Source organism: Janthinobacterium sp. GW823-FHT06H09, from assembly GCF_058794735.1.
Genome location: NZ_JBXAHC010000009.1, coordinates 291,145 through 315,115, shown reverse-complemented (window position 1 = coordinate 315,115; position 23,971 = coordinate 291,145). Strand labels below are relative to the sequence as shown.

The window sequence follows — 23,971 nt, the reverse complement described above, 5'->3', positions numbered from 1 at the left end:
CGGCAGGCAGGGCATCCCTGCCGGTCCGTTTGAACGACTCCCGCGCGTCCTGCGCGGGAGTGCGTGCACCCGCATTCTTTGAAAGTCCACCATGAAATTTCTGGATCACCTGGAAGAGTGGCTGATCGCGACCCTGATGGGCGCGGCCACCTTCATCATCTTCGTCGCGGTCGTGCACCGCTACCTGGCAGGCTTGCCGATTCCGGGCCTGCAAGACTTCCTGATTCAAATCAACACCAGCTGGGCCCAGGAACTGTGCATCTACATGTTCGTCTGGATGGCCAAGTTCGGCGCCGCGTATGGCGTGCGCACGGGCATCCACGTGGGCGTCGACGTCCTGATCAACCGCATGAACCCGCGCTGGCGCGACCGTTTCATCGTCTTCGGCCTGGGCGCCGGCGCCCTGTTTACGGGCATCGTCGGGACCCTGGGCGCCAGCTTCGTGTGGTCGATCGGCCACACGGACCAGACTTCGGCCGACATGGAAATACCGATGTGGCTGGTCTACCTGGCCGTGCCGCTCGGTTCCTACCTGATGTGCTTCCGCTTCCTGCAGGTGATGGTGCATTTCATCAAAACGGGCGCCCTGCCAAAACACGACCACTCGCACGTCGAGGGCCTGGAAGATGAACTGACGGCGGAAGAAAAAGGAGCCAAGGCATGAACGCGCTGATTATTTTTGTGCTGCTGCTGGCGCTGATGCTGACCGGCATGCCGATCTCCATTTCGCTGGGCCTGACGGTATTGACGTTCCTGTTCACCATGACCAGCGTGCCCATCGAATCGGTGGCCCTGAAGATCTTCACGGGCATCGAGAAATTCGAAATCATGGCCATCCCGTTCTTCATTTTGGCGGGTAACTTCCTCACGCATGGCGGGGTGGCGCGGCGCATGATCAACTTCGCCAGCTCCATGGTCGGCCACTGGCATGGCGGCCTGGCGCTGGCCGGCGTGATGGCGTGCGCGCTGTTTGCCGCCGTTTCCGGCTCCAGCCCCGCCACCGTGGTGGCGATCGGCTCCATCATCCTGCCGGCCATGGTCAAGCAGGGCTATCCGCGCGGTTTCGGCGCCGGCGTCATCACGACTTCGGGCGCGCTGGGCATCCTGATCCCGCCCTCGATCGTGATGGTGATGTATTCCGTCAGCACGAACACGTCCGTGGGCAAGCTGTTCATGGCGGGCGTGATTCCCGGCATGATGCTGGCCATGCTGCTGGGCCTGACCACGTGGTTCTTGGCGCGCAAGCACAACTATCCGCGCATGCAGAAGGCCAGCTGGGGCGAGCGCTTCGTCACGTTCAAGAAGAGCGCCTGGGGCCTGCTGTTGATCGTCATCGTCATGGGCGGCATCTATTCGGGCGCGTTTACGCCGACGGAAGCGGCCGCCATGGCTGCCGTGTACGCCTTCATCATCGCCGTCTTCGTCTACAAGGACTTGAAGATCAAGCAAGTGGGCAAGGTCTTGCTCGACTCGGCCGCCATGTCGGCGATGCTGTTGTACATCATCACGAATGCCGTGCTGTTCTCGTTCCTGATGACCAGCGAAAACATCCCGCAGGCGATGGCCGAATGGATCACGGGCAAGGGCCTGGGCGTGATCAGCTTCTTGCTGGTGGTCAACGTACTGTTGTTGTTGGCTGGTAACGTCATGGAGCCGTCGTCCATTGTGCTGATCATGGCCCCGATCTTGTTCCCCGTCGCCATGAAGCTGGGCATCGATCCCGTGCACTTCGGCATCCTGATCGTGGTCAACATGGAAGTGGGCATGTGCCATCCGCCCGTGGGCTTGAATCTGTACGTGGCGTCCGGCATCACCAAGATGGGCATCTCGGAGCTGACCGTGGCCGTGATGCCATGGCTGCTGACGATGCTGGCCTTCCTGGGCTTGATTACCTACGTACCACAAATCTCGCTGTGGCTGCCAAATTTAATTTACAACTAAAACAGTTGTCCCCTTCATGGTGCAAAAAAAGTCGATCCTGCCGAACAAATGCGCTATGATGGGCAGCCTTAAGGGGAAACACGTATATGCATATGCGCCCCGGTAGCAAGGCTGAAATACAGAATTGGCAACAAGGTTAGTGGGGGAGTGGTCTATAAAAACGGTATTGATACCGGGGATATATTGAGGAGACACACGTTTCACAGAAGTTGTTGAGTCATAGCTGTCTGCGGCCACAAGCCGGCACCGGCGGACCCAAACGACCGGGAACGTGAAGCAATATTTGAAGCGCACCGGCTGGTGCGCTTTTTTTTCGTGCGCAGGAAACGTCCGCCGGCACGCCCAAAGTCGGTGCATAATTCCCGTGGCGCGGTTTCCGGCGCCGGCAAGTTGCATATATGCCACACTTGAATAATGATCAGCAGATGAAAAAACAACAGGGCAGTGAACTGTTCAGCGCCATCGTGGCCGCGCCGTTCGGCGCCATGGGCGTGCGCGCGCAGGACGGCCAGGTATGCGAATTGGTCTACCTGCCGCCGCACTTTGCCGAGAAAGACGCGCAGGATGCCGTCTCCGAGCGGGCGTGCGAACAACTGGCGCGCTATTTCCGCGACCCCGATGCGCCGTTCGACTTGCCGCTGGCGGGCCTGGGCAGCGCTTACCAGCAACGGGTATGGGCGGCGATCGCCGGTATCCCGCGCGGCCAGGTGCGCACGTATGGCGACGTGGCGCGCCTGATCGGTTCGGCCCCGCGCGCCGTCGGCCAGGCCTGCGGCGCCAACTGGTTTCCCGTGGTGATCCCTTGCCACCGCGTGACGGCCGCCGGCGGCCTGGGCGGCTTTGCCCACCATGACGATGCGACCGGCTTCCACCTGGGCGTCAAGCGCTGGCTGCTGGCGCATGAAGGCGTGGAAGCTTACCGATGATGAACAGTCTGCTGGCGCCCGACAACGCCACCCTGATCGATGAATTCTGCGACAGCCTGTGGCTGGAAGACGGCCTGTCGAAAAACTCGCTCGATGCCTACCGGCGCGACATGCGGCTGTTCGCCCGCTGGCTGGAAGTGGCACGGCCCGGGCGCGAGGGCCTGTACGAGGTATCCACGGCCGACATCGAGGCGTATTTCGCCGCCCGCCACGACGAAAGCAAGGCGACGTCGTCGAACCGGCGCCTCTCCGTGCTCAAGCGTTTTTACCAGCTGGCCTTGCGGCACAAGCATATCGCGGCCGACCCATGCCTGAAGATGGTGTCGGCCAAGCAGCCGGCGCGCTTCGTGCATACCCTGAGCGAAGCGCAGGTGGAAGCCTTGCTGGCGGCACCCGACGTGAGCACGCCGCTGGGCTTGCGCGAGCGCACGATGCTCGAACTCATGTATGCCAGCGGCTTGCGCGTGTCGGAACTGGTGGACTTGCAATCCGTGGAACTGAGCCTGAACGATGGCGTGCTGCGCATCACGGGCAAGGGCAGCAAGACGCGCCTGGTGCCGTTCGGCGAACAGGCGCGGCTGTGGATCGAGCGCTACCTGAAGGAGGCGCGCGGCGTCATCCTCGACGGGCAGATGGACGACGCGCTGTTCGTCACGCGGCGCGGCGGCGCCATGACGCGGCAAATGTTCTGGGTCATCATCAAGAAACACGCGCTGAACGCGGGCATCACGGCACCGCTGTCGCCGCATACCTTGCGCCACGCGTTCGCCACGCATTTGCTGAACCACGGTGCGGACTTGCGTGTTGTGCAATTGTTACTGGGGCACTCCGATATTTCCACCACGCAGATTTACACGCATGTGGCCCGTGAACGGCTGAAACTGCTGCATGCGCAGCATCATCCGCGAGGCTAAACATTTGGAGTTTGCTCCAACTACGTCATAATGTGCCTTATATGCTTATCTGTAACATCTAAAAACTAAAGAGGTAGTAAATGGCCAAGACAAATTTCCAATACGAAAAACGGCAAAAAGAGCTGGAAAAGAAGAAGAAAGCCGAGGAAAAAGCCAGGCGCAAGCTGGAAGCGAAGAACAATCCGAAGCCGGCCGACGGCAGCGAGGGCGATGAGCCGGAAGCGGACGACGCAGACGTCGACGCTGATCCAGCCGCCGCTGGCGACGCTCCTGCCCAGCCGCAGTAATTCCCCTGTTTCTGACGACCGGTGCGGCATGGCCGCGCCGGTCTCCCCGCGTTTTTCCTTCCCCCGCTACAAGCGCGGCCGCTGGCCGATCGCCAGTTGCAGCTGCGTGCTGGCGATGGCCGCATCGGCGCGCGCCTGCACATAACCCTGATACGCCTCATCGGCCGAACGCTGCGCCGCCAGCCATTCCAGCAGCGAGGCATTGCCACTGAAGTAGGACAGGCGCATGCCGTCGACCACCTTTTGCGCATCGACCAGCACGCCGTCGCGGTAGCGCGCCAGCCTGTCCTGCGCCGCACGCAGCTGCCGCTGCGCCGTGCGCACCTGCGTTTCCGCCGCCAGTTCCGCCTGGCGCAGGGCCAGCATCGCTTGCGTCACGCCCGCTTCCGCCTGCACCACGTCGCCCTTGTCGCGCCGCGACAGGGGGATGGGGATGGCCAGCGATACGCTCAAGGCGCGCGAGCGCGGCGACCCGTCGACGGGATTGCCGCTGGCGTCAACGCCGTCATGGTAGCCGCGCGCGGCGGCCAGGCCCACGGTGACGGTCGGGTCGACCGAGCGGTTGGCGCGCACGAGCGCCGCGCCGTCGCGCAGATTGTCCACGGTGGCGCGGGCGATGCGCACGTCGCTGCGCGCCTCGAGCGCCTGCGGCACCAGGGCGCTGGCATCCTGGTCGGCATACGCGGCGAAGTCGCAGGCCAGCTGCGCGTCCGGAAACAGGCTGTCGAACCGGCGGCCCAAGGGGGGCGACAAATTCAACATGGCGCTGTCGGCCTCGCTGCGCGCCTGCGCCAGCTCGGCCTGGAACTGGTCGCGTTCCACGCGCGACTGCAGCAGCTCGATGCCGCCCACGTCGCCCGCCTTGCGCCGCACGGCATTCGCGTCGACGACTTTCGACAGGGCCGCCATGGTCTGCTCCTTGCGCGCGAGGACCTCGCGCGTGCGGCACGCTTCCGTGAACGCGGCGGCGGCCGTGCCATACAGTTCGCTTTTGAAGCCGGCCACCGTTTCCTCGGCCAGCGCGACGTGGCTGTGCGCCGCCTTCAAGCGCGCGGCACGCTTGCCGCCCGTTTCGATGGCCATGCTGATGGCCGGATTCCACGTGACGGGACGGTGCTCGACGCTGCGCACGGTTTCGCGCGTGGCGCCCAGCGTGAATTCGGGATCGGGACGCAAGCCGGCGATGCCGATGCCGGCCTTGGCCGAGACGATGTCTTCCTGCTGCGCCTGCAATTCCAGGCTGTGGCTTTCCACGGCAGACAAATAGGTCTCGAAGGTCAAGGGCGCGGCGCAGGCGCCGGGGGCGATCAGCCAAGCCGCCAGCAATACATTAAAACGTGTCATGGTTCACTCCTTCGGTATCGGTCCGGCGTTGTTGTACATACGCCTCGATCAGGTAATACAGGGCCGGCAACAGCAGCAGGGTCAGTGCCGTCGCCGTCACCAGCCCGCCCACCACGACGGTGGCCAGCGGGCGCTGCACGTCGCTGCCCAGGCCCGTCGCCAGCATGGCCGGCGTCAGGCCCAGGGCGGCCACGGTGGCCGTCATCAGCACCGGGCGCATGCGGTCGCGCGCGCCATCCAGCACGGCGTCGCGCAAGCTCCTGCCTTCGTCCGCGCGCAAGCGGTTGATCTGCGCCAGCATCAGCACGGCATTGAGCACGGCCACGCCGAACAGGGCGATGAAACCGACGGCGCTCGACACGTTCAGGGTCATGCCGCGCAGGTGCAGCGCGGCCAGGCCACCCAGCATGGCCAGCGGCACGACCAGCAAGACCAGCGCGGGCTGGCGCAGGTTGCGGAACTGGCCAAACAGCAGCAAAAACATGGCGCCCAGGGTCATCGGCAGGATCAGGGCCAGGCGGCTTTGCGCGCGCTGCAGGTTTTCAAACTGGCCGCCCCATTCGACGCTGATGCGCTGGTGCTCGCCCGCCACGGCTTGCGCCACCAGCGGGCGCGCTTCGGCCAGGAAACCGGCCAGGTCGCGTCCGCGGGCATTGAGGCGCACGATGATGTGGCGCCGCCCCATTTCGCGCACGATCACGCTTTCGCCCGAGGTGGTGCTGATGGTGGCCACCTGCGCCAGTGGCACCCTGGCACCGTTGGCAGCCGTGAGCTTCAGGCTGGCGATGGCGTCCGGGCTGGAGCGCGTGGCGGGCGGAAAGCGTACGGCGATGTCGTAGCTTTTCTCGCCCACGTAGACCTGGCCGATGGGCGCGCCGCCGATGCCGGTGGCAATCAGGTCGGCCACGTCGGCCGCATTGATGCCGTAGCGGGCCGCCTTCGCGCGGTCCAGTTCCACCTTCAGGTTGGGCAGCGGCGGCTCCACGTCCACCGCCACGTCGGAGGCGCCGTGGACAGTCTTCAGCACATTGGCCACCTTGCCGGCGATGGCGCGCACCTCATCGAGGTCGTTGCCGAAGATTTTCACCGTCAGGTCGCTGTGCGCGCCCGACAATTTATCCTGCACGCCATCGATCATCGGCTGCATGAAGGCGACTGTGACTCCGGGCATGCGCGCGAAGCGTGCGTTCATTTTCGCGATCAGCTGCTGCTTGCTCATGCCCGACTTCCAGCTTTTATAGGGATGTAGTCCCACGCTTGCCTCGATGTGCGACGGCGTCCAGTAATCGGTGCCGTCGTCGTTGCGTCCCGTCTGCGTGACGATGGTCGACACTTCCGGGAATTCCAGCGCGGCGCGCCGCAGTTCGCCGGCCATCTCCGACGCCTTGTCCAGGGTGATCCCGGGCGGCATCTGCACCTGCAGCCACAGCGAACCTTCATCGAGGTAGGGTAAAAAATCGCGCCCGATGCTGCCGCCCAGGATGGCAAGCGCTGCGAGCGATCCTGCGCACACCATCGCCACCCAGCGCTTCTTGCCCACCATGCGCTCGAGGAAGCGCCCGTACGCGGACGCCAGCTTGTCCAGCAGGCGGTTATGGAAGGTGCGGCGCGGCTTGCGCAGGGCCAGCCAGGCCAGGCCAGGGATCAGCACCAGCGCCACCACCAGCGCGCCCGCCAGCGCCGCGCCCACCGCATACGCCATCGGCGAGAACAGCTTGTACTCGATGCGCTGGAAGGCGAACAGGGGCAGGTAGGCGGCGATGATGACGGCCATGCCGAACATGATGGGCCGCGCCACCTGCAGGGTCGCGTCGATGGCGTCCTGCAGGGTCAGTGGACGGTCCTGCTCCCGTTCGCGGCGGCGCAGCATGTTTTCCAGCACCACCACGGAACCGTCGACGAGGATGCCGAAGTCGATCGCTCCCAAGGACAGCAAATTGGCGGGAATCTTAAAGTGGTGCATGAAGATGAAAGCGATCAGCAGGGCCAGCGGGATCGTCAGCGCGACGATGGCGGCCGCGCGCGGGCTGCCCAGATACAGCAGCAGCACGAGGGCGACGAGCAGCATGCCTTCGCCCAGGGTAAATCCCACCGTGTGCAGGGTGGCGTCGATCAGCGAGCTGCGGTCCAGGTAGGGCACGACCTTGACGTCCTTCGGCAGCACATTCGCATTCAAATCGTCCACGGCCGCATGGATGCCGGCCAGCGCTTCGGACGGGTTGAAATCCTTCAGCAGCAGGGTGATGCCTTCGATGGTGTCGGGGTTGTCGTCCTTGCCGAGGATGCCGCGCCGCTCGACGTTGCCGTAGGCGAGCTTGCCCAGGTCCTTCACCAGCACGGGCACGCCGTCCTTGCTGCTGACGACGACGTTACCCATGTCGTCGAGCGAATGCAGCAGGCCTACGCCGCGCACCACGTACGATTGCTGGCCGCGGTCGATGACGCTGCCGCCGCCGCTGAGGTTGTTGGCGTTGATGGCGTCCTTCACCTGCGCCAGCGAGAAGCCGTAGCTGTCCAGTTTTGCGGGATCGAGTTCCAGCATGAACTGCGTCGTCAGGCCGCCGAAATTGCTGACGTCGGCCACGCCGCGCACTTGCTGCAGGCGCGGGATCACGGTCCAGAACTGCAGCTCGGACAGTTCGCGCAGGGAGCGCGTTTTCGATTCCAGCGTGTAGCGGTAGATCTCGCCCGTGGGCGAGGTGTAGGGATCAAGCCCCGGCTTGGCATCGTACGGCAGGTTCACGCTGGCGAGGCGCTCCTGCAGCCGTTCGCGCGTGAAGTAGCCGTCGCTGCCATCCTCGAACACCACCGTGATCAGCGACAGCGCGAACAGGCTGCGCGTGCGCAGCACGTGCATGCCTGGCGTGCCGAGCAGGGCGCGCTCAAGCGGGATGGTGATCTGCTGCTCGATCTCCTCGGCGCCCAGGCCCGGCACCTGCGTGACGATCTGCGAAGTGACGTCGGCGATGTCGGGATAGGCGTCGATGGGCAGCTGCTTCCAGCAGTAGACGCCGTAGACGGCGACGAACAGCAGCACCAGCCAGACGATGCCGCGCCGCTGGCAGCAGGTGGCGATGAAACGGTCAATCATTGAGCAGCACTCCTTCCTTGACGACGATGCGTTCGCCCGCTTTCAGGCCGGCGAGGATTTCCACCTGTTCTCCATGGCTGGCGCCCACTTCCACCGTGCGCGGCGAGAATACCAGCGGGCTGCGCTCGACCATCACGCGCGTTGATGGCCCGCTTTGCAGCACGGCGGCCGCGGGCACGAGGAGGGCGCGGCGGCTGGCGCCGGCGAACCCCGCGTGGGCGAACATGCCCGGCTTGAAGGTGCCGGCGCGGTTGTCGATGGCCACGCGCACCTTCACCGTGCGCGTCTCGGGATCGAGCACGGCGCCCACATACGCGACCTTGCCCTCGAAAGCCTTGCCGGGCCAGGCGTCGACGGTGATGCGGGCCGTCTGGCCCACGGCCACCTGCGCCAGGTCCCTTTCGGCCACGTTGGCCGACAGCCACACGGTGGAGAGATCCGCCACCGTCATGACGGGCGCGTTGATATCGTTCCAGTAGCCGCCCTGGGCGCCGTCCATGGCGATCACGGTGCCGGCGATGGGCGAACGCAGCACGTAGTCGCGGCGGGTGCCACGTGTGCCGCGCGCGCCGGCGCCGTACTGGGCCAGCTTGTCGGCGCTGGCCTGCGCGTCGCTGGCGGCCTGCGCAAAGGCCGCCTGGGCCGCCTCATATTCCTTGCGCGCGGCGATTTCCGCCTCGAACAGCGTTTTCTGGCGCTCCAGTTCCTGGCGCGCCTGCAGCAGGGCGGACTTCGCCTTGCTGTCGTCCGCGTAGGCAGCACTGAGTTCCGCCGAGTCGAGCGTGAACAGCGGGTCGCCCGCCTTCACGCTGTCGCCCAGGGCGCGCTGCAAGCGCGTGATGCGCCCGGCCAGGGGCGGCGTGATCTTCACCAGTTTTTCCGGCATCGCTTCGATGCTGCCCGGTGCCTCCGTCTGCGTGGCGATCTCCTGTTCCTGCACGGCGGCGATCTGCAGGCGCTGGCGCAGCGGCGACATCTTGTCGACGGCGATGCTGCCGTCGTCCAGATACATCGATTGGACGGGCGGCGTGGCTGCCGCCGTCGGTTTGGCGCAGCCGGCCAGGGCCGAGCAGGCGAGAGCGAGGGCGCAGCTGGCGCCCAGGGCGTTGCGGGTGGTCGTGTTCATCCCGTGTTTCCTTGTTATTGATGGTGATGGGGCATGCGTGGATGCCGTGCCCAGGCGGGCGGTCAGAGGGGAGCGCGGGCAGCGGTATGACAGCGCCGGAAAAGCATAGCAATGTGCTCCTGAAGAAGCGCCCAAGAACGCCTGAATCATTCTTCAGGTTGCGTGCGCGCGCGGTGTGGCGCGGTAAAATGCAAGGATGGAAAATGCGGGAAAACACAGCACAATGGGAAAGGCAGGCATGAGAATCCTCCTGGTGGAAGACGACCGCAAGGCGGCACGCCTGCTGGCCCGTGGCTTGCAGGAAGAAGGCTTTGTCGTCGACGTGGCGCACAGCGCGGAAGAGGGCGAGGACGAAAGCTACGCCGTCGACTACGACGCGATCGTGCTGGACTGGATGTTGCCGGGCAAGCAGGGCATCGATTTTTGCCGCGATTTGCGCGCGCGCGGCATCCAGACGCCCGTGCTGATGCTCACGGCGCGCGACGCCACGGCCGACCGCGTGGCGGGCCTGAACACGGGCGCCGACGATTACCTGACCAAGCCGTTCGAATTCGAGGAGCTGCTGGCGCGCATCCGCGCCTTGCTGCGCCGCTCCGACATCAGCCGCCCGCTGGTGCTGGCGCTGGCCGACCTGACGCTCGATCCCGTCAGCCACCAGGCGACGCGCGCCGGCGCGCCGCTGGTGCTCACGCCCAAGGAATATGCGATTCTGCTGATCCTGCTGCGCCAGGCGGGCGAGGTGGTGAGCCGCGCGCGCCTGGCCGAGCAGATCTGGCAGGCGGACCTGATCGGCATCGACAACCTGATCGACGTCCACGTGCGCAACCTGCGGGGCAAGGTCGATGCGCCGGGCTTGCCGCCCTTGATCCACACGGTGCGCGGACGCGGCTTCCGCCTGGCGGAAAACCATGGTGGCTAGCTTTCGCAAGCGATTGCTGCTGGTGCACCTGGCCGTCATCCTCGCCATCGTCGCCTGCACGGCGCTGGCCGGCTACTGGGGCTTGTCGCGCGCCGTGCATGGCCAGCTCGATGCGGCCCTGCTGGCGCTGGCCGAGACGGAAATGGCCATGCTGCCGGCCGCGCCGCGCCAGCCCGTGCAGGTGCACGAGGTGGCGCCGGGACTGGCGCCGCCGTCGTTGACGCGGCTGGACCGCCTGGTGCAGATCATCGATGGCGAAGGCCGCGTGCTGGCGCGCAGCCGCAACCTGGAGGCGGCGCAGCTGCCGGCGCCGCCCGCCCTGCTGGCGCGCCTGGCGGCCGGCGAGACCGTCTTCGAAACCCTGCCCAAGTTTGGCGAAGAGCCGCTGCGCATGGTCTCGATTCCCGTGCCCTCGTCCGGCGCGCGCCTGGCGGTGCAAGTGGCCGGTTCGCTCGACGACACGAATCACGTGCTGGCCGCGGCCACCGTGCTGTTTGGCGCCATGGCGCTGGCCTTGCTGGCGGCCGTGGGCCTGGCCGGCGAAATGCTCACGCGCCGCGTGCTGGGCGCCATCGACGACGTGGTGGACCAGGCGCATTCGATCGGCGAGGCCAGCCTGCACCAGCGCCTGCCCCATCCCGGCACGCAGGACGAGATCGGCCGCCTGGTCGATACCCTGAACGCCATGCTGGACCGCCTGGAACACGGCTACGATGCGCAGCGCCGCTTCACGGCCGATGCTTCGCACGAACTGCGCTCGCCCCTGTCGCGCCTGCGCACGGAAATCGAAATTACCCTGCGCCGTCCGCGCGAAGCGCCCGAGTATGTGGATGCGCTGGCGTCCTGCCTCGATGAAGTGCAGCGCCTGACGACGCTGGTGGAAGAACTGCTGATGCTCACGCGCCTGGACGTGGGGCAGGAGCGCAATGCCGTGGAAACCATCGCGCTCAATCCGCTCGTGCGGGCGGCCGCGCAGCGGCTGGAAAAGCCGGCAGCGCAGCGCGGCATCCGCATCGTCTTCGATGACAGTGTGGCCGTGCACGCGCGCGTGGCGGCCGGCCCCGTGGACCTGGTGCTGGCCAATCTGCTCGATAATGCCGTGAAGTTTTCGCCACCCGATAGTGTCATCAGCGTGCACGTGGCGCGCGAGGGTGAACATGCACTCGTCGGCGTGGCGGACGCGGGACCGGGCATCGGCGTGGAAGACTTGCCGCATCTGTTCGAGCGCTTTTACCGTGGCGCCCAGGCGCGCGCGGGCGAGGCGCCCGGCTTCGGTCTGGGCCTGGCCCTGTCGCAAGCGATCGTGCACGCGTACGGCGGTAGCATCGAGGCGCGCAACCGCCCGCAAGGCGGCGCGCTGTTTCTCATGCGCCTGCCCGCGTCAAGCTGAGGGGGCGACGCCTTCCCAGCGCACCTGCCGCACTTGCGGCCAGGCGCCCGCGCGGTTGACGAAGCGCACCAGCACGGCGCGCTGCACGGCCTGGCACAGCACCGTGGCGATCAGCCGCACCACTTGCCGGGCTTCGTCCCAGCTGCGCAGCATCTGCGACGGCGCCAAGCCCGCGTCTTGCAGTTCGGCCAGCAGCAGGCGCACCACGTGGTCGGCTTGCGCCGCGGGGCAGGTGACGGTCAGGCGGTAGGTGGCCATGACGGGACCGCGCCTGGCAAACCAATGGAAGAATTTTTTCATCATCACACTCCCCGTTCAGCGACAAATTCCGCGTTGTTCACCAGCGCCCAGCGCACGGCCGAGACGCTGCCTTCCAGGCTGACCTGGCTGACGATCTGCTCCAGCAATCCCAGGCTGGAGACGGGCGTGAGCAGGTCGGCCCGCACTTCGATGCGCCCGGCCTGCGCCGCGTCTTCGCTGTGCAAGGATTGCAGCATCAGCGCCGGCATGCCGCTGATCAAGCGCAGCATCAGCTTGCGCACTTGCACTTCCTGCTCCGCCTCGCACACGGCCGTCACGCGATAGATGCTTTCCGTCTCGATGCCCGCTTCGCTGCCGTGCGCGTTGATGCGTTGCGCCAGGTGGCGCAGCACCAGGTTGGCGATCAGCACGAAGCCCGTGCCGATGGCCGCTTCCAGGGCAAACCCCAGGCCGCACAGGATGCCGATGGCGGCCGAGCACCACAGGGTGGCGGCCGTGTTCAGGCCGCGCACCGTCATGCCCTCGCGCATGATGACGCCGGCGCCGAGAAAGCCGATGCCCGACACCACCTGCGCGGCGATGCGCATATGGCCGGAGGCATCGCCTTCGAGCACGGAAACCATCACGAACAGCGAAGCGCCGACGGACACCAGCGCATTCGTGCGCAGGCCCGCCATGCGCTGGCGCAGCTGGCGTTCGGCGCCGATCATGGCGCCCAGGGTCAATGCCGCGGCAACGCGCAGCGCAAAGTCAAATACCACCATCAGTTTCTCCCGGCTGGGGAGGAACAGGCGAGTGCAAGGGCGAAGACTATCCGCCCGCAAGGGGGCAGCAGACGATTACGGTGGAACGATGAGGAGGGAAGTGGCGGCAAATGGGCATCGCCGCTGGTAAAACCACACCTTGCCGAGGGCAGGGCGGGCGGAATGCGCGCGTCTTGCCTAAGGCCGATCGCCGATGGTCAATCGACTACTGTCACTGGAACAAGCACCCACGAGTCACTCCATATCATTGATAACGGGGACAGTCTAGCCAGTGGTGCCGCATTGGTCAACTGAAGCTCTCTTCAGGTAGCCGCCGCGTCGTCCCCGCCAATGCGGGGACGGTGAAGGCGACCGGTCGATCAGTGGGCGTGTGCTTTGCCATCATCGGCGGATTCGGCATGCTCGCCGCCGCCGAAGAAACGCGCGGCGCGCTTGCCCAGGCTGTCGAGATAGGTGTAGGCGACGGGCACCACCACCAGGGTGAGCAAGGTCGAGGTGATCACGCCGCCGATGACGGCGCGGCCCATCGGCGCCTGCGATTCGCCGCCGTCGCCCATGCCGATGGCCATCGGCAGCATGCCGAACACCATCGCCAGGGTCGTCATCAGGATGGGGCGCAGACGCACTTGCCCCGCTTCCATCAGCGCCTCGAACTGCCCCAGGCCTTCGCGCTGGCGCTGGTTGGTGAAGTCGACCAGCAGAATCGCGTTCTTCGTCACTAAGCCCATGAGCATGATGAAGCCGATCACGGAGAAGATGTTCAGGGTGCTGCCCGTGATCAGCAGCGCGGCCAGCACGCCGATCAGGGACAGCGGCAAGGACACCATGATGGCGATCGGCTGCAGGAAGCTGCCGAACTGCGAGGCCAGCACCAGGTAGATGAAGATCACGGCGATCCCCAGCGCCATCATCGCGCCGCCCATGGTTTCGGCCATCTGCTGCGCATTGCCGGCCACGTCGAAGCGCACGCCCGGCGGCAGGTCGATGGACTTGATGGCCTTCTGCACGTCGGCGTCGACGTCGCCGGCAGGGCGGCCCTGCACGCCCGCATAGATGGCGACCCGGCGCTGCAAGGCCTGGCGTTTCAGTACCTGCGGACTCGAGGACGGCACGAAGTCGACCACCTGGCGCAGCGGGATCATGACGGGCTTGCCGTTCGCATCAAGCTTGCTCGACGCGAGCGACAGGTCGGCCAGGTCGGCCACCTTTTGCCGGCCCGATTTGGGCAGCTGCACGTTGACGTCGTAGTTTTGCCCGTCGGACGCCAGCCAGTGGCTGACCGTGTCGCCCGCAACGAACGGCCGCAGGGCATTGCCGATCTGCTGCACCGACAATCCCAGGTCGCTGGCCAGCTCGTTGTTGATCTTCACGGTGGTCGACGGGTTGGCGCCTTCCTGGCTGTATTCCATGTCGGCCAGGCCCTTGATGTTGCGCATCTTGTCCATCAGGGTGTGCGCCACCGCATCGAGCTTGCCTTCGTCCGTGCCGAGGATGGCGATGAAGATGGGGCGCTGGCCGACGGACAGGGTGATGCCGGCGATCGGCGCCAGGCGTTCGCGGATCAGTTTTTCCAGCTCCTGCTGCGAGCGGCGCTTGTGCGTCTTGATGTCCGTCAGCTTCAGGTTCACCTCGGCCGTGTTGCGCCCATCGGGCGTGCCGATATTGGCCACCAGGCTGTCGATCTCGGGAAACTCCTTCAGGGCCGTTTCGATCTGGCGCACCTTGGAATCCGTGTATTCGAGGCTGGAGCCGACGGGCGTCTTGAAGCGCAGGTTGACCCAGCCCTGGTCCGTTTCCGGGAACATCTCGCCGCCGATCATGGGCACGAGCATCAGGCTGCCCGCGAACAGCGCCACGGCCGTGGCCAGCGTGGTCTTGCGCCAGCGCAGGGCCACAGCCAGCACCTTGCCATACCAGACGTGCAGGCGGTCGATGCCCGTCTCGATCCAGGCCATGAAGCGGCCCAGCCACGGCGCGTACTTGAAGCGGTCCTTGACGGGATCGCGCCAGACGGACGACAGCATGGGGTCGAGCGTGAAGCTGACGAACAGCGAGACGAGCACGGCGACGGCCACGGTGATGCCGAACTGCAGGAAGAAGCGGCCGATGATGCCGTCCATGAAGGCGACGGGCACGAACACGGCGACGATGGCGAACGTGGTGGCCATCACGGCCAGGCCGATTTCATTGGTGCCGTCGTTGGCCGCCTGGTAGTGGTTCTTGCCCATGCCCAGGTGGCGTACGATGTTTTCGCGCACCACGATGGCGTCGTCGATCAACAGGCCGATGCACAGGGACAGCGCCATCAGGGTCAAAAAGTTCAGGGTGAAGCCGAAGGCCTTCATGGCGATGAAGCTGGCCAGCACGGAGATCGGCAGGGTCAATCCCGTGATGATGGTCGAGCGCCACGAGTGCAGGAACAGGAAGACGATCACCATGGTCAGCACGGCGCCTTCGATGATGGTGCGCTTGACGTTATTGAGCTGGCTTTGCACGCGTTCCGATTCGTCGTCGAGCACGCGCAGGGTGATATCGGGCGGCAGGCTCTTTTGCAGGTCCGCCGCCACTTTCAGGATGCCGGTGCCCACTTCGACCACGTTGGCGTCCTGCACCTTGGTGATTTCCATGGTCACGGCCTGCTGGCCGTTCATGCGCGAGATCGACAGTTCTTCCTGCTCGCCGTCGACGACGGTGGCCACCTGGTCCAGGTAGACGGGACCGATGGCGCGGCGCGCCACGATGATCTTGCCGAATTCGCGCGCATCCTTGATCTTGCCTTCCACGCGCACCAGCTGCTCGGCCGCGCCATGGCTGATGGAGCCGGCCGGCAAATTGGTATTCGTCGCCTGGATGGCGCGGATCACTTCATCGACGCCGATGCCCTGGGCATTGAGTTCGATCGGCTTCATGCTGATGAGGATCTGGCGCGCGCGCAGGCCGCGCAGCTTGACTTGTCCCACGCCGGCCACGCCCTGGAAGCGCTTGCTGATGATCTGTTCCGTCATGGTCGACAGCGAGCGCAGGTCATGCCCCGTCGAGGTCAGCACGATGGTGGCGATGGGGCGCTCGTTGTCGCCCTCGGCGCGCGCGATGAACGGGTCCTTGGCTTCCTTCGGGAAGCGCGGGCGCACCAGGGCCACCTTGTCGCGCAAGTCCTGCATGGCCTTGTCCATATTGGTCGACAGCTCGAATTCCAGGTAGACGCCGGCGCGTCCTTCCCACGAATTGGCGCGGATGGTCTTGATGCCGCTGACGGTATTGACGGCGTCCTCGATGGGGCGCGTGATGTCGTTTTCCACGGCTTCGGGCGAGGCGCCCGGGTAGTTCACTTCAATGGCGGCGAACGGGAACTGCACGCTGGGCATGCTTTCCACGCCCAGGCCACGGTAGGAGAAGATGCCCAGCACCACCAGCGCCACCATGACCATGGTGGCAAAGACGGGGTTTTGAATGCTGACTTTGGTCATCCACATGGCTTAATCCTTCCGTGCCAGCACGGCCGCCGGCGCGGCAGGGGCCGTGGCGGGCGCGGCGAAGGTCACGCCGTGGCCCGGTTTCACGCCATCGAGCTTGGCGACGATGACTTTCGCGCCCGGCACCAGGCCCGACTTGACCTCGGCATAGCCTTCATCCTCGTTGCGCAGTCCCAGTGTGACGGGCTGCGCGACCACCTTGTTGTTCACCAGCGCATACACGACGGGGCCCTGCTTTTCGTTGCGCACGGCCGTCAAGGGCACCAGCGGCGCCACGGCCGAGCGTTCGGTGACGATGCTGCCCTTGGCGAACATGCCGCCGCGCAGCGCGCCGTCGCCATTGTCGACGGCGATGTAGACGAGCATGGCGCGCGAGCCGCTCTCGGTGGTGGGGTTGATGCGCGTGACCTTGCCGGCGAAGTCGCGCGCGCCGAAGCCGTCGACCTTGAAGTGCACGTCCTGGCCCAGCTTGATGCGGGGAATCTCCGCGCTGGGCACGGGCGCTTCCAGGGTCAGCTGGGCCAGGTTGACGATGGTGTAGACGGGCATGTCGGGCGCGACTTTTTCGCCCGCCTGCAGATGGCGCTTGCTGACGATGCCGGCCATCGGCGCGCGGATCACCGTGTCGGCCAGCGCGATGCGGGCGATGTCGACCATGGCGGCGGCGGACTTGACGTTGGCGCGCGCCAGGTCGACGGAATTCTGCGTCGTGTCGTAGGCCGTCTGCGAAATGTATTTTTGCTTGAGCAGCGCCTGGCTGTTCGCTTCATTCTTGGCCGCCATCGACAGGCGCGCCTGCGCTTCGTCCAGCATGGCCTGCTGCTGCGTCAGGCGGGCGCGCAGGTCGGCCGCGTCCAGGCGCACGAGGACTTGCCCGTTGGCTACTTGCTGGCCTTCCTGCAAGGTCGTTTCCTGGATCACGCCGGAAACCTTGGCCTTGATGGTGGCCTGGGTCACGGGGGCCAGCGAACCGGACAGGGGCAGGCTGATACTGAGGGCGCGCGCATCGATGGCGGCCACGTCGCCCTGCGCCAGTTCATGCACGGGCGTCTTTTCCTGTTCCTTCTTCTTGTTCGCTTGCTGTTCAGCAACTTTGGCTGCCTGCTGCTTCGACTGCATCACGGTCCAGCCGCCGCCGGCCAGGCCCAGCACGACGAGGATCAAGAGGGGCGTGCGCCAGCGCCGGCGGCGCGTGGCGGCAAGGGGAGAGGCGGGGGGCAGGGGCTCGTTTTTCATAGGTTTTTTTTCAGGAGCGGCGCAGGGCTTCGGCGCCAGGTCTCGGTGCGGCCGGCCTGCGGCAGGCCGGGGGAATTCGGGTAGCGCATCACCGTGGCGGCCGCAGACGACACGCCTGCCGCTGCGGCCGTTCACGGCGATGCGCATGTTGCCACTTTAGGAAGATTCAAGTCCGGCCGCCATCGCCGTGCGACAGATTGCACAAAATCGGGGCTGGAATGCAAAAAACGGCGACCAAAGACCATCGCCAGCATGCGCGCCGTCCACGTCACGATGCTTGCGCCTTCTCAAGAAGCCGATTCGCCGGCGCGCAAGAATGGTCGGGATGGTTGCGCTACCGGACAGGTCATTTGCCCGCCGGTTGCCGCGCGGCCGCGCCACGGGGGGGCTGATGTCTGATCGGATTGCCGGAGCCGCCCCGTCGCCGGGCCGTTTGCTGGCCGCGGCCGAACCGCAGGCGGGGCCGGTCGGCAAGGCGCTCGACTTGCTGTCCATCATCGTTGCCGCCGTCGAACAGGCGCCCGGCCTGGCCGTGCGCGGTATCGACCGCGACGGCATCGTGCGCTACTGGAGCGCGGGTGCGGCGCGCCTGTATGGCGTGGCGGCCGAGCTGGCGCTGGGCCAGCCGTGGGCCAGGGTGGCCGCTTCGCTGCCCGGTGCCGCCACCCTGGCCGAGGAAGTTAGCGGCGAACTGGCGGCCGTGTGGGAGAGCGGCAAGGCGCGCGGCATGCGCCTGTGGAAACTCGATGCCGACGGGGCCGCGCCGCGCTGCATCTGTTCCACCGTGTTTCCGGTCATGCAGTCTGGACGTGTGCGGCAAGTGGTCTGCATCGATGCCGACATCACGCCCAGCGGCCAGGATGACGCGGCGCAGGGCGCCCTGCTGCTGATGGGAGACAATTTCCGCCAGCTGTACGAGAAGTCGGCCGACGCCATCGTGCTGCTGCGCGACGAGCACATCGCCGAGGCGAATCCGGCCGCCATCGCCCTGTTTCAATGCGAAGACCGGACACGCCTGCTGGGGCGCCGCCTCAGCGACTTTTCGCCCTTGCGCCAGCCCGATGGCGCATTGTCCTCGTTGCGCGGCACGCAGCTGGCGGCGCAGGCCCATGCCGACGGCAACTGCCGCTACGACTGGCGTTACCAGACGTGCACGGGCCAGCTGTTCTGGGGCGAAGTGCTGCTTACGTCCGTCACGCTCGACCATAGCTATCTGTTTTACGCCGTGATCCGTGATATTTCCTCGCGCAAGCTGGCCGAGCGGGCCCTGTACCTGTCGGCGCAGGTGGTCGAGCATGCGCGCGAGGCCATCGTCGTGATGGACCCGCAGCAGCACGTCGTCAGCATGAATCCCGCGTACAGCGAGATCAGCGGCTACAGCCTCGACGACATGCTGGGCAAGCCCTTCGTCCCGCACGGCGTCGAGCCGGACGTGCCCGCATTTTTCGACCACGTGTGGGACGAAGTCGATGCCAACGGTTACTGGCAAGGCGACATCGTCGGCCAGCGCAAGGCGGGCGGGCGCTATCCGGCCTGGCTGTCGCTCACGGCCATCCGCGACCCGCAGGGGCAATTGAGCAATTATCTGGCCATCCTCAGCGATATCAGCGAGCGCAAGAAAAACGAGGAGCACACGCGCCACCTGGCCGAGCACGATTTCCTCACCGACTTGCCGAACCGCGTGCTGCTGCTCGACCGGCTGTCGCTGGGGCTGGCGGCCGCGCGGCGCAAGCTGAGCATGCTGGCCATCCTGTACCTGGACCTCGACCATTTCAAGCACATCAATGACAGCATGGGCCACCACGTGGGCGACTTGCTGCTCAAGGAAGTGGCGCGGCGCCTCGTGCGCTGCGTGCGCGGCGTCGATACGGTCAGCCGGCATGGCGGCGACGAGTTCGTCATCATCCTGGCAGAGGTGGGCGGTATCGACCAGGTGGCCCACGTGGCGGCCAGCCTGCTGCATGCCGTCACGCAACCCTATCAGCTGGGCGAGTACGAATTGCATGTGTCGACCTCGATCGGCGTGGCCATCTTTCCCAGCGACGGCGACAGCATCGATAGCCTCGTGCACAACGCCGACATCGCCATGTACCACGCCAAGGAAAGCGGGCGCAACAATTTCCAGTTTTTCAATGCCGAGATGAATGCGCAAATCGTCGAGCGGGCCAGCCTGGAGCAGGGCTTGCGCGAAGCGCTGGGGCGCGACGAGTTCGTGCTCGAATTCCAGCCCGCGCTCGATGTCGCCAGCGGGCAAATCCTCGGTGCCGAAGCGCTGTTGCGCTGGCGCCACCCGCAACTGGGCGTGTTGCCGCCCGAGCGTTTCATTGCTGTGGCCGAGGAATGCGGCTTGATGGTGTCGATCGGCAACTGGGTGCTGCAGCAAGCCTGCCGCCGCGCGCGCGCCTGGCACGATGCGGGCCATGCCTGGAGAGTGGCCGTGAATCTGTCGCCGGCGCAGTGCCTGCACAATAACTTATTGCTCAGCGTGCAAGAGGCGCTGGCCGTGTCGGGCTTGCCCGCCGCCTGCCTGGAACTGGAAGTGACGGAATCCTTGCTGATGAAAGGGGGCGCGCGCCTGGCCGGCGTGCTGGCGCAGCTGCGTGCGCTGGGCGCCAGGCTGGCCATCGACGACTTCGGCACCGGCTATTCGCGCCTGGCCAATCTGCGCCATTACCCGGTGGATCAACTCAAGATCGACCCGTCGTTCCTGCCGGCCGCGGCGGACGGCGCGGCAGGTGAGTCCGACACGGCCGTGGCCGCCACCATCATCGCCATGGCGCGCGAGCTGCAATTGACGGTGATCGCCGAAGGCGTGGAAACGGCGCAGCAGCTGGCGTATCTGCGGGGGCAGGGCTGCCAGCAATACCAGGGGCGCTTTGCCAGCGCACAAGTCGCGGGCAGCACGCTGGCGAAGTTATTGAATTAGTCAATGTTGCCCAGCAGCTTGATGCGTGCCAGCACCTGGCCATGGTCGGAGGCATGCGGCAAGCCCAGCAGCAAATGGTCGTTGAGATACGTCACTTCCTGCAGCACGCCGATGGCGCGCGGCGAGGCGGGATGAAAATGTTCGGACACGAGGATATGGTCGATCGTCATGTAGGTGCTGTCGTGAATATTCGTGTAGCCCGCGTGGCGCAGGGCGTCCTGGCGCAGGGCGATGGCGTTGGCGTCGTACAGGCGCGCGCGCATTTCGGCACCCGGTTCGCACGGCGCGCCGGCGCCCATGACGATGGCCGTCGTGACGGCATTGGCGATGTCGTTGAAGTCGCCCAGCACGATGCGGGGACGGCCAGTATGGCCCAGCTCGCTTGCCAGCACGCGCAGCGCCACGGCTTCCGCGCCGCGCCGCTGCAGCGAACGCAGGTTGGCCAGCGCATAGGCGATGGCATCGTTGCCGTCGCCATGGCGGTAGTCGGGCCGGCGCGATTTCAAATGCACGACGACCACGTCCGTGAGTTGTCCGCCCGGCAAGATGACCTGGACATGCAGGGGCGCGCGGGCGAAGCGGCAGGCGTTGTCGTCGGCGGGCTGCCTGTCGGCGGACACGGTCACGCCGGCGGGAAAATTCGCCCAGGCAACACCAGCGCCGGCCAGCGGCAGGCGCGACACGAGCGCCACCGTGGGCAGCATGCGTCCGGCAATATCCATCGCATCGTAGCCGGCCAGCGTGGCTGCGCGGTAATGGCGCGTGCGCGACAGCACGTCGCGCAGGGCTGCCTGCGAGAAAATTTCCTGGAATCCGATCACGTCGGCGTCGAGCAGGTCGATCTGCCGCGCCGTCCATTCCGCCTTGGCCTCGTATTGCGCCGGGCTCAACGGTTCCAGGTTGTCATACAATTTCGCCCCGGCGGGGGCGAGGTTGCAGACATTGAATGTGGCAAAGCGGATTTCTTCCTGCATAATTAGCACTCCTCACTGAACGATCAGCGTATCACGCATGGCTAAAAAAGAGCATATTTCCGAAACCCAGGCGACGCAGCTGCTGCGCAAGCATCAAGTTTCCTTCGAAGAACACCCGTATCCTTACGAGGAGCACGGCGGCACCAGCGTCTCGGCGCGCGAATTGAACGTGCCGGAACACGCAGTGATCAAGACCCTGGTGATGCAGGACGAGGCGGCCAAGCCGCTGATCGTGCTCATGCATGGCGATTGCAAGGTGTCGACCAAGAACCTGGCGCGCGGCATCGGCTGCAAGTCCGTCGAGCCGTGCAAGCCCGAGGTGGCGCAGCGCCATTCCGGCTATATGATCGGCGGCACCTCGCCGTTTGGCACCAAAAAGACCATGCCCGTGTACGTGGAGCAATCGATCCTGGACTTGCCGCGCATTTACATCAATGGCGGGCGGCGCGGTTTCCTCGTCTCGCTGGCGCCGCAGGTCTTGCTTGACTTGCTCAAGGCCAAGCCGGTGCAGTGCGCGCTGCAAGATTAAGAAAACCAGACGCCGCCCTGTCCCTGGACTGGACGCTGGTGTATATTCTGCTGCGCCAGCCTCGATGCTGGTGCAATAAACACAATAAAGGGAAGAAATGAATCCAGTAATCACAACCGTGGCAATGACAGTGGCCGCTTACTTGCTCGGCTCTATATCGTTTGCCGTGGTGATGAGCAAGGTCTACGGCATTGCCGATCCGCGCACCTATGGCTCGAAAAACCCGGGCGCCACCAACGTGCTGCGCAGCGGCAACAAGGGCGCGGCCATCATGACCCTGCTGGGCGATGGCGCCAAGGGCTGGCTGGCCGTGTTCCTGGCCGACCATTTTGCCAGCGCGCTCGGTGTGGGCGACATGGCCGTGGCCCTGGTCGCCATCGCCGTCTTCCTCGGCCATCTGTGGCCCGTGTTCTTCCGCTTCGTCGGCGGCAAGGGTGTGGCCACGGCCCTCGGTGTGTTGCTGGGCATTAATCCCTGGCTGGGCCTGGCGACCCTGGCCACCTGGCTGATCATCGCCTACGCGTTTCGCTATTCCTCGCTGGCAGCGCTGGTGGCGGCCCTGTTCGCGCCGTTTTACTATGGCTTGCTGTTCGGCGTCGATCCCATCTTGCTGGCCGTCATCGTCATGAGCGTGCTGCTGGCGTACCGCCACAGCCAGAACATCGCGAACTTGCTCGCTGGTAAAGAAAGCAAGATCGGCGGCAAGAAGGATGGGGCCAAGGCGCCCGTGCAGAAAAAGTAAGCGCTTGATTTCCCGCGGCCCGCACGCATATGCTGTGCTTGCGGCGCCGCGCGGTGCGGCCGCCACCGACTCGCGCAAAGGCTGCCCACCATGACCGTTTCCACCACCTCCGCCACACCCACCCCTATCCGTATCGATTTCGTTTCCGACGTTTCCTGCCCCTGGTGCGTGGTGGGCCTGAAGTCGCTGGAGCAGGCGCTGGCCAAGCTGGACGGCACCGTCCAGGCCGACATCCACTTCCAGCCTTTCGAACTGAACGCCAATATGCCGCCCGAGGGCGAGGATATCGGCGAACACATCGCCCGCAAATACGGTTCCACCCCGGAACAGATGGCGCAGTCGCGCGAAGCGATCCGCGCGCGCGGCGAACAGCTGGGCTTTACGTTTGCCATGGACAAGCGCGGGCGCATCTACAACACCTTCGATGCGCACCGGCTGCTGCACTGGGCTGCTCTGGAAGGGCGCCAGAAGGAACTCAAGATGGCCTTGTTCGATGCCTACTTCACGCAGGGCCAGGATCCGTCCTCGCACGAGGTGCTGCTGAAAGTCGCGGGCGACGTGGGCCTCGATACCGCGAAAGCGGCCGAAGTGCTGGCGTCCGATGCCTATGCGGACGAGGTGCGCGCGCAGGAGCGCTTCTATCAGCAGAACGGCATCAATTCCGTGCCCGCCGTCATCATCAACGAGCGCCACCTGATTTCCGGCGGCCAGCCGCCCGAAGTCTTTGAGCAAGCCTTGCGCCAGATCATCAGCGGCGCCTGAACGGGGCGCCAATGGCGCGCGCCATGGCGGACTTTTTGCGCTACACTCGGCGCAGAAGGAGGATAGTCAAATGCCAACAGCCAGCTGGAATGGCGCCGTCATCGCGCAAGCCACCGATGCGCAGGTGCAAGTCGTTGAAAACAATGTGTATTTTCCTTTGTCGGCGGTGACGCAGGAGTACTTGCGTCCCAGCAGCCACACGAGCGTCTGCCCGTGGAAAGGCACGGCCAGCTATTACGATGTCGTCGTCGATGGCCAGACGAACGCCAACGCCGCCTGGTATTACCCCCAGCCCAAGGATGCCGCCAAGCAAATTGCCGGCCACGTCGCCTTCTGGCGCGGCGTGAGCGTCGAGCGCTGACCTGA

At 65.4% G+C, this 23,971-nt stretch carries 20 protein-coding genes; 12 read left to right on the top strand and 8 right to left on the bottom strand.

The window, feature by feature from the left end; genetic code table 11:
• The first annotated feature begins 91 nt into the window (after window positions 1-91).
• The 5 genes from AC1Q6X_RS17860 to AC1Q6X_RS17840 all read left to right on the top strand — a co-directional run bounded on the left by AC1Q6X_RS17860 (window position 92) and on the right by AC1Q6X_RS17840 (window position 4,068).
• Window positions 92-664, top strand: a complete 573-nt coding sequence (locus tag AC1Q6X_RS17860) for a TRAP transporter small permease (RefSeq protein ID WP_034746865.1) — start codon at window positions 92-94, stop codon at window positions 662-664.
• Window positions 661-1,941 carry a TRAP transporter large permease gene (locus AC1Q6X_RS17855; RefSeq protein ID WP_070223052.1) on the top strand — a complete coding sequence of 427 codons (1,281 nt, stop codon included), beginning with the start codon at window positions 661-663 and terminating at the stop codon, window positions 1,939-1,941. Before AC1Q6X_RS17860 ends, AC1Q6X_RS17855 begins: the two co-directional genes overlap by 4 nt.
• 425 nt (window positions 1,942-2,366) lie before the next feature.
• Entirely contained in the window at window positions 2,367-2,867 is a 501-nt protein-coding gene (locus tag AC1Q6X_RS17850) for a methylated-DNA--[protein]-cysteine S-methyltransferase (RefSeq protein WP_230502205.1), read from the top strand.
• A complete protein-coding gene (xerD, locus tag AC1Q6X_RS17845; RefSeq protein WP_257218035.1) occupies window positions 2,864-3,781 on the top strand; it encodes a site-specific tyrosine recombinase XerD in 918 nt (305 codons plus the stop codon). The genes AC1Q6X_RS17850 and xerD overlap by 4 nt, the downstream gene beginning before the upstream one ends.
• 80 nt (window positions 3,782-3,861) lie before the next feature.
• The gene (locus AC1Q6X_RS17840; protein ID WP_070223057.1) at window positions 3,862-4,068 is read left to right on the top strand and encodes a hypothetical protein; all 207 of its coding nucleotides are present in this window, start codon (window positions 3,862-3,864) and stop codon (window positions 4,066-4,068) included.
• A gap of 66 nt (window positions 4,069-4,134) precedes the next feature.
• Here AC1Q6X_RS17840 and AC1Q6X_RS17835 read toward each other — a convergent pair whose 3' ends face one another.
• The 3 genes from AC1Q6X_RS17835 to AC1Q6X_RS17825 are packed head-to-tail and all read right to left on the bottom strand — an operon-like array spanning window position 4,135 to window position 9,629.
• Window positions 4,135-5,412, bottom strand: coding sequence for a TolC family protein (locus tag AC1Q6X_RS17835; RefSeq protein WP_230502207.1), 1,278 nt, complete (start codon window positions 5,410-5,412; stop codon window positions 4,135-4,137).
• On the bottom strand, window positions 5,399-8,503 hold the full coding sequence (locus AC1Q6X_RS17830) for an efflux RND transporter permease subunit (RefSeq protein WP_492497965.1): 3,105 nt from the start codon (window positions 8,501-8,503) through the stop codon (window positions 5,399-5,401). The genes AC1Q6X_RS17835 and AC1Q6X_RS17830 overlap by 14 nt, the downstream gene beginning before the upstream one ends.
• Window positions 8,496-9,629 (bottom strand): efflux RND transporter periplasmic adaptor subunit, encoded by a 1,134-nt coding sequence (locus tag AC1Q6X_RS17825; protein ID WP_492497964.1) that lies wholly within the window; start codon window positions 9,627-9,629, stop codon window positions 8,496-8,498. The genes AC1Q6X_RS17830 and AC1Q6X_RS17825 overlap by 8 nt, the downstream gene beginning before the upstream one ends.
• 238 nt (window positions 9,630-9,867) lie before the next feature.
• On the opposite strand from AC1Q6X_RS17825, the gene AC1Q6X_RS17820 reads away from it, so the two are divergent.
• A complete protein-coding gene (locus tag AC1Q6X_RS17820; protein WP_070287908.1) occupies window positions 9,868-10,548 on the top strand; it encodes a response regulator transcription factor in 681 nt (226 codons plus the stop codon).
• The gene (locus AC1Q6X_RS17815) at window positions 10,541-11,938 is read left to right on the top strand and encodes a sensor histidine kinase (protein ID WP_205602421.1); all 1,398 of its coding nucleotides are present in this window, start codon (window positions 10,541-10,543) and stop codon (window positions 11,936-11,938) included. The genes AC1Q6X_RS17820 and AC1Q6X_RS17815 overlap by 8 nt, the downstream gene beginning before the upstream one ends.
• On the opposite strand, the gene AC1Q6X_RS17810 is transcribed toward AC1Q6X_RS17815, so the two are convergent.
• The 4 genes from AC1Q6X_RS17810 to AC1Q6X_RS17795 all read right to left on the bottom strand — a co-directional run bounded on the left by AC1Q6X_RS17810 (window position 11,930) and on the right by AC1Q6X_RS17795 (window position 17,672).
• Entirely contained in the window at window positions 11,930-12,241 is a 312-nt protein-coding gene (locus AC1Q6X_RS17810) for a hypothetical protein (RefSeq protein WP_070287737.1), read from the bottom strand. The genes AC1Q6X_RS17815 and AC1Q6X_RS17810 overlap by 9 nt on opposite strands.
• Window positions 12,241-12,960: an MgtC/SapB family protein gene (locus tag AC1Q6X_RS17805; RefSeq protein ID WP_205602420.1), complete on the bottom strand. Its 720-nt coding sequence runs from the start codon at window positions 12,958-12,960 to the stop codon at window positions 12,241-12,243. Before AC1Q6X_RS17805 ends, AC1Q6X_RS17810 begins: the two co-directional genes overlap by 1 nt.
• Before the next feature lie 362 nt (window positions 12,961-13,322).
• Complete coding sequence (locus AC1Q6X_RS17800; protein ID WP_492497962.1) at window positions 13,323-16,436, bottom strand: efflux RND transporter permease subunit; 3,114 nt, start codon at window positions 16,434-16,436, stop codon at window positions 13,323-13,325.
• 3 nt (window positions 16,437-16,439) lie between these two features.
• The gene (locus tag AC1Q6X_RS17795; protein ID WP_492497961.1) at window positions 16,440-17,672 is read right to left on the bottom strand and encodes an efflux RND transporter periplasmic adaptor subunit; all 1,233 of its coding nucleotides are present in this window, start codon (window positions 17,670-17,672) and stop codon (window positions 16,440-16,442) included.
• Between the two features lie 391 nt (window positions 17,673-18,063).
• On the opposite strand from AC1Q6X_RS17795, the gene AC1Q6X_RS17790 reads away from it, so the two are divergent.
• The gene (locus AC1Q6X_RS17790; RefSeq protein WP_492497960.1) at window positions 18,064-20,598 is read left to right on the top strand and encodes a sensor domain-containing protein; all 2,535 of its coding nucleotides are present in this window, start codon (window positions 18,064-18,066) and stop codon (window positions 20,596-20,598) included.
• Here the strand turns inward: AC1Q6X_RS17790 and AC1Q6X_RS17785 are convergent.
• Window positions 20,595-21,572, bottom strand: coding sequence for an endonuclease/exonuclease/phosphatase family protein (locus AC1Q6X_RS17785; protein ID WP_492497959.1), 978 nt, complete (start codon window positions 21,570-21,572; stop codon window positions 20,595-20,597). The two genes, AC1Q6X_RS17790 and AC1Q6X_RS17785, sit on opposite strands and share 4 nt — an antisense overlap.
• Before the next feature lie 37 nt (window positions 21,573-21,609).
• Between AC1Q6X_RS17785 and ybaK the strand changes: the two genes are divergently transcribed.
• The 4 genes from ybaK to AC1Q6X_RS17765 all read left to right on the top strand — a co-directional run bounded on the left by ybaK (window position 21,610) and on the right by AC1Q6X_RS17765 (window position 23,966).
• Window positions 21,610-22,101 (top strand): Cys-tRNA(Pro) deacylase, encoded by a 492-nt coding sequence (ybaK, locus tag AC1Q6X_RS17780; RefSeq protein ID WP_230502226.1) that lies wholly within the window; start codon window positions 21,610-21,612, stop codon window positions 22,099-22,101.
• 124 nt (window positions 22,102-22,225) lie between these two features.
• Entirely contained in the window at window positions 22,226-22,843 is a 618-nt protein-coding gene (plsY, locus tag AC1Q6X_RS17775; RefSeq protein WP_492497982.1) for a glycerol-3-phosphate 1-O-acyltransferase PlsY, read from the top strand.
• A 90-nt stretch (window positions 22,844-22,933) separates the two neighbouring features.
• Window positions 22,934-23,605, top strand: coding sequence for a DsbA family oxidoreductase (locus tag AC1Q6X_RS17770; RefSeq protein WP_492497958.1), 672 nt, complete (start codon window positions 22,934-22,936; stop codon window positions 23,603-23,605).
• A gap of 70 nt (window positions 23,606-23,675) precedes the next feature.
• Complete coding sequence (locus tag AC1Q6X_RS17765; protein ID WP_230502231.1) at window positions 23,676-23,966, top strand: DUF427 domain-containing protein; 291 nt, start codon at window positions 23,676-23,678, stop codon at window positions 23,964-23,966.
• Window positions 23,967-23,971 lie beyond the last annotated feature (5 nt).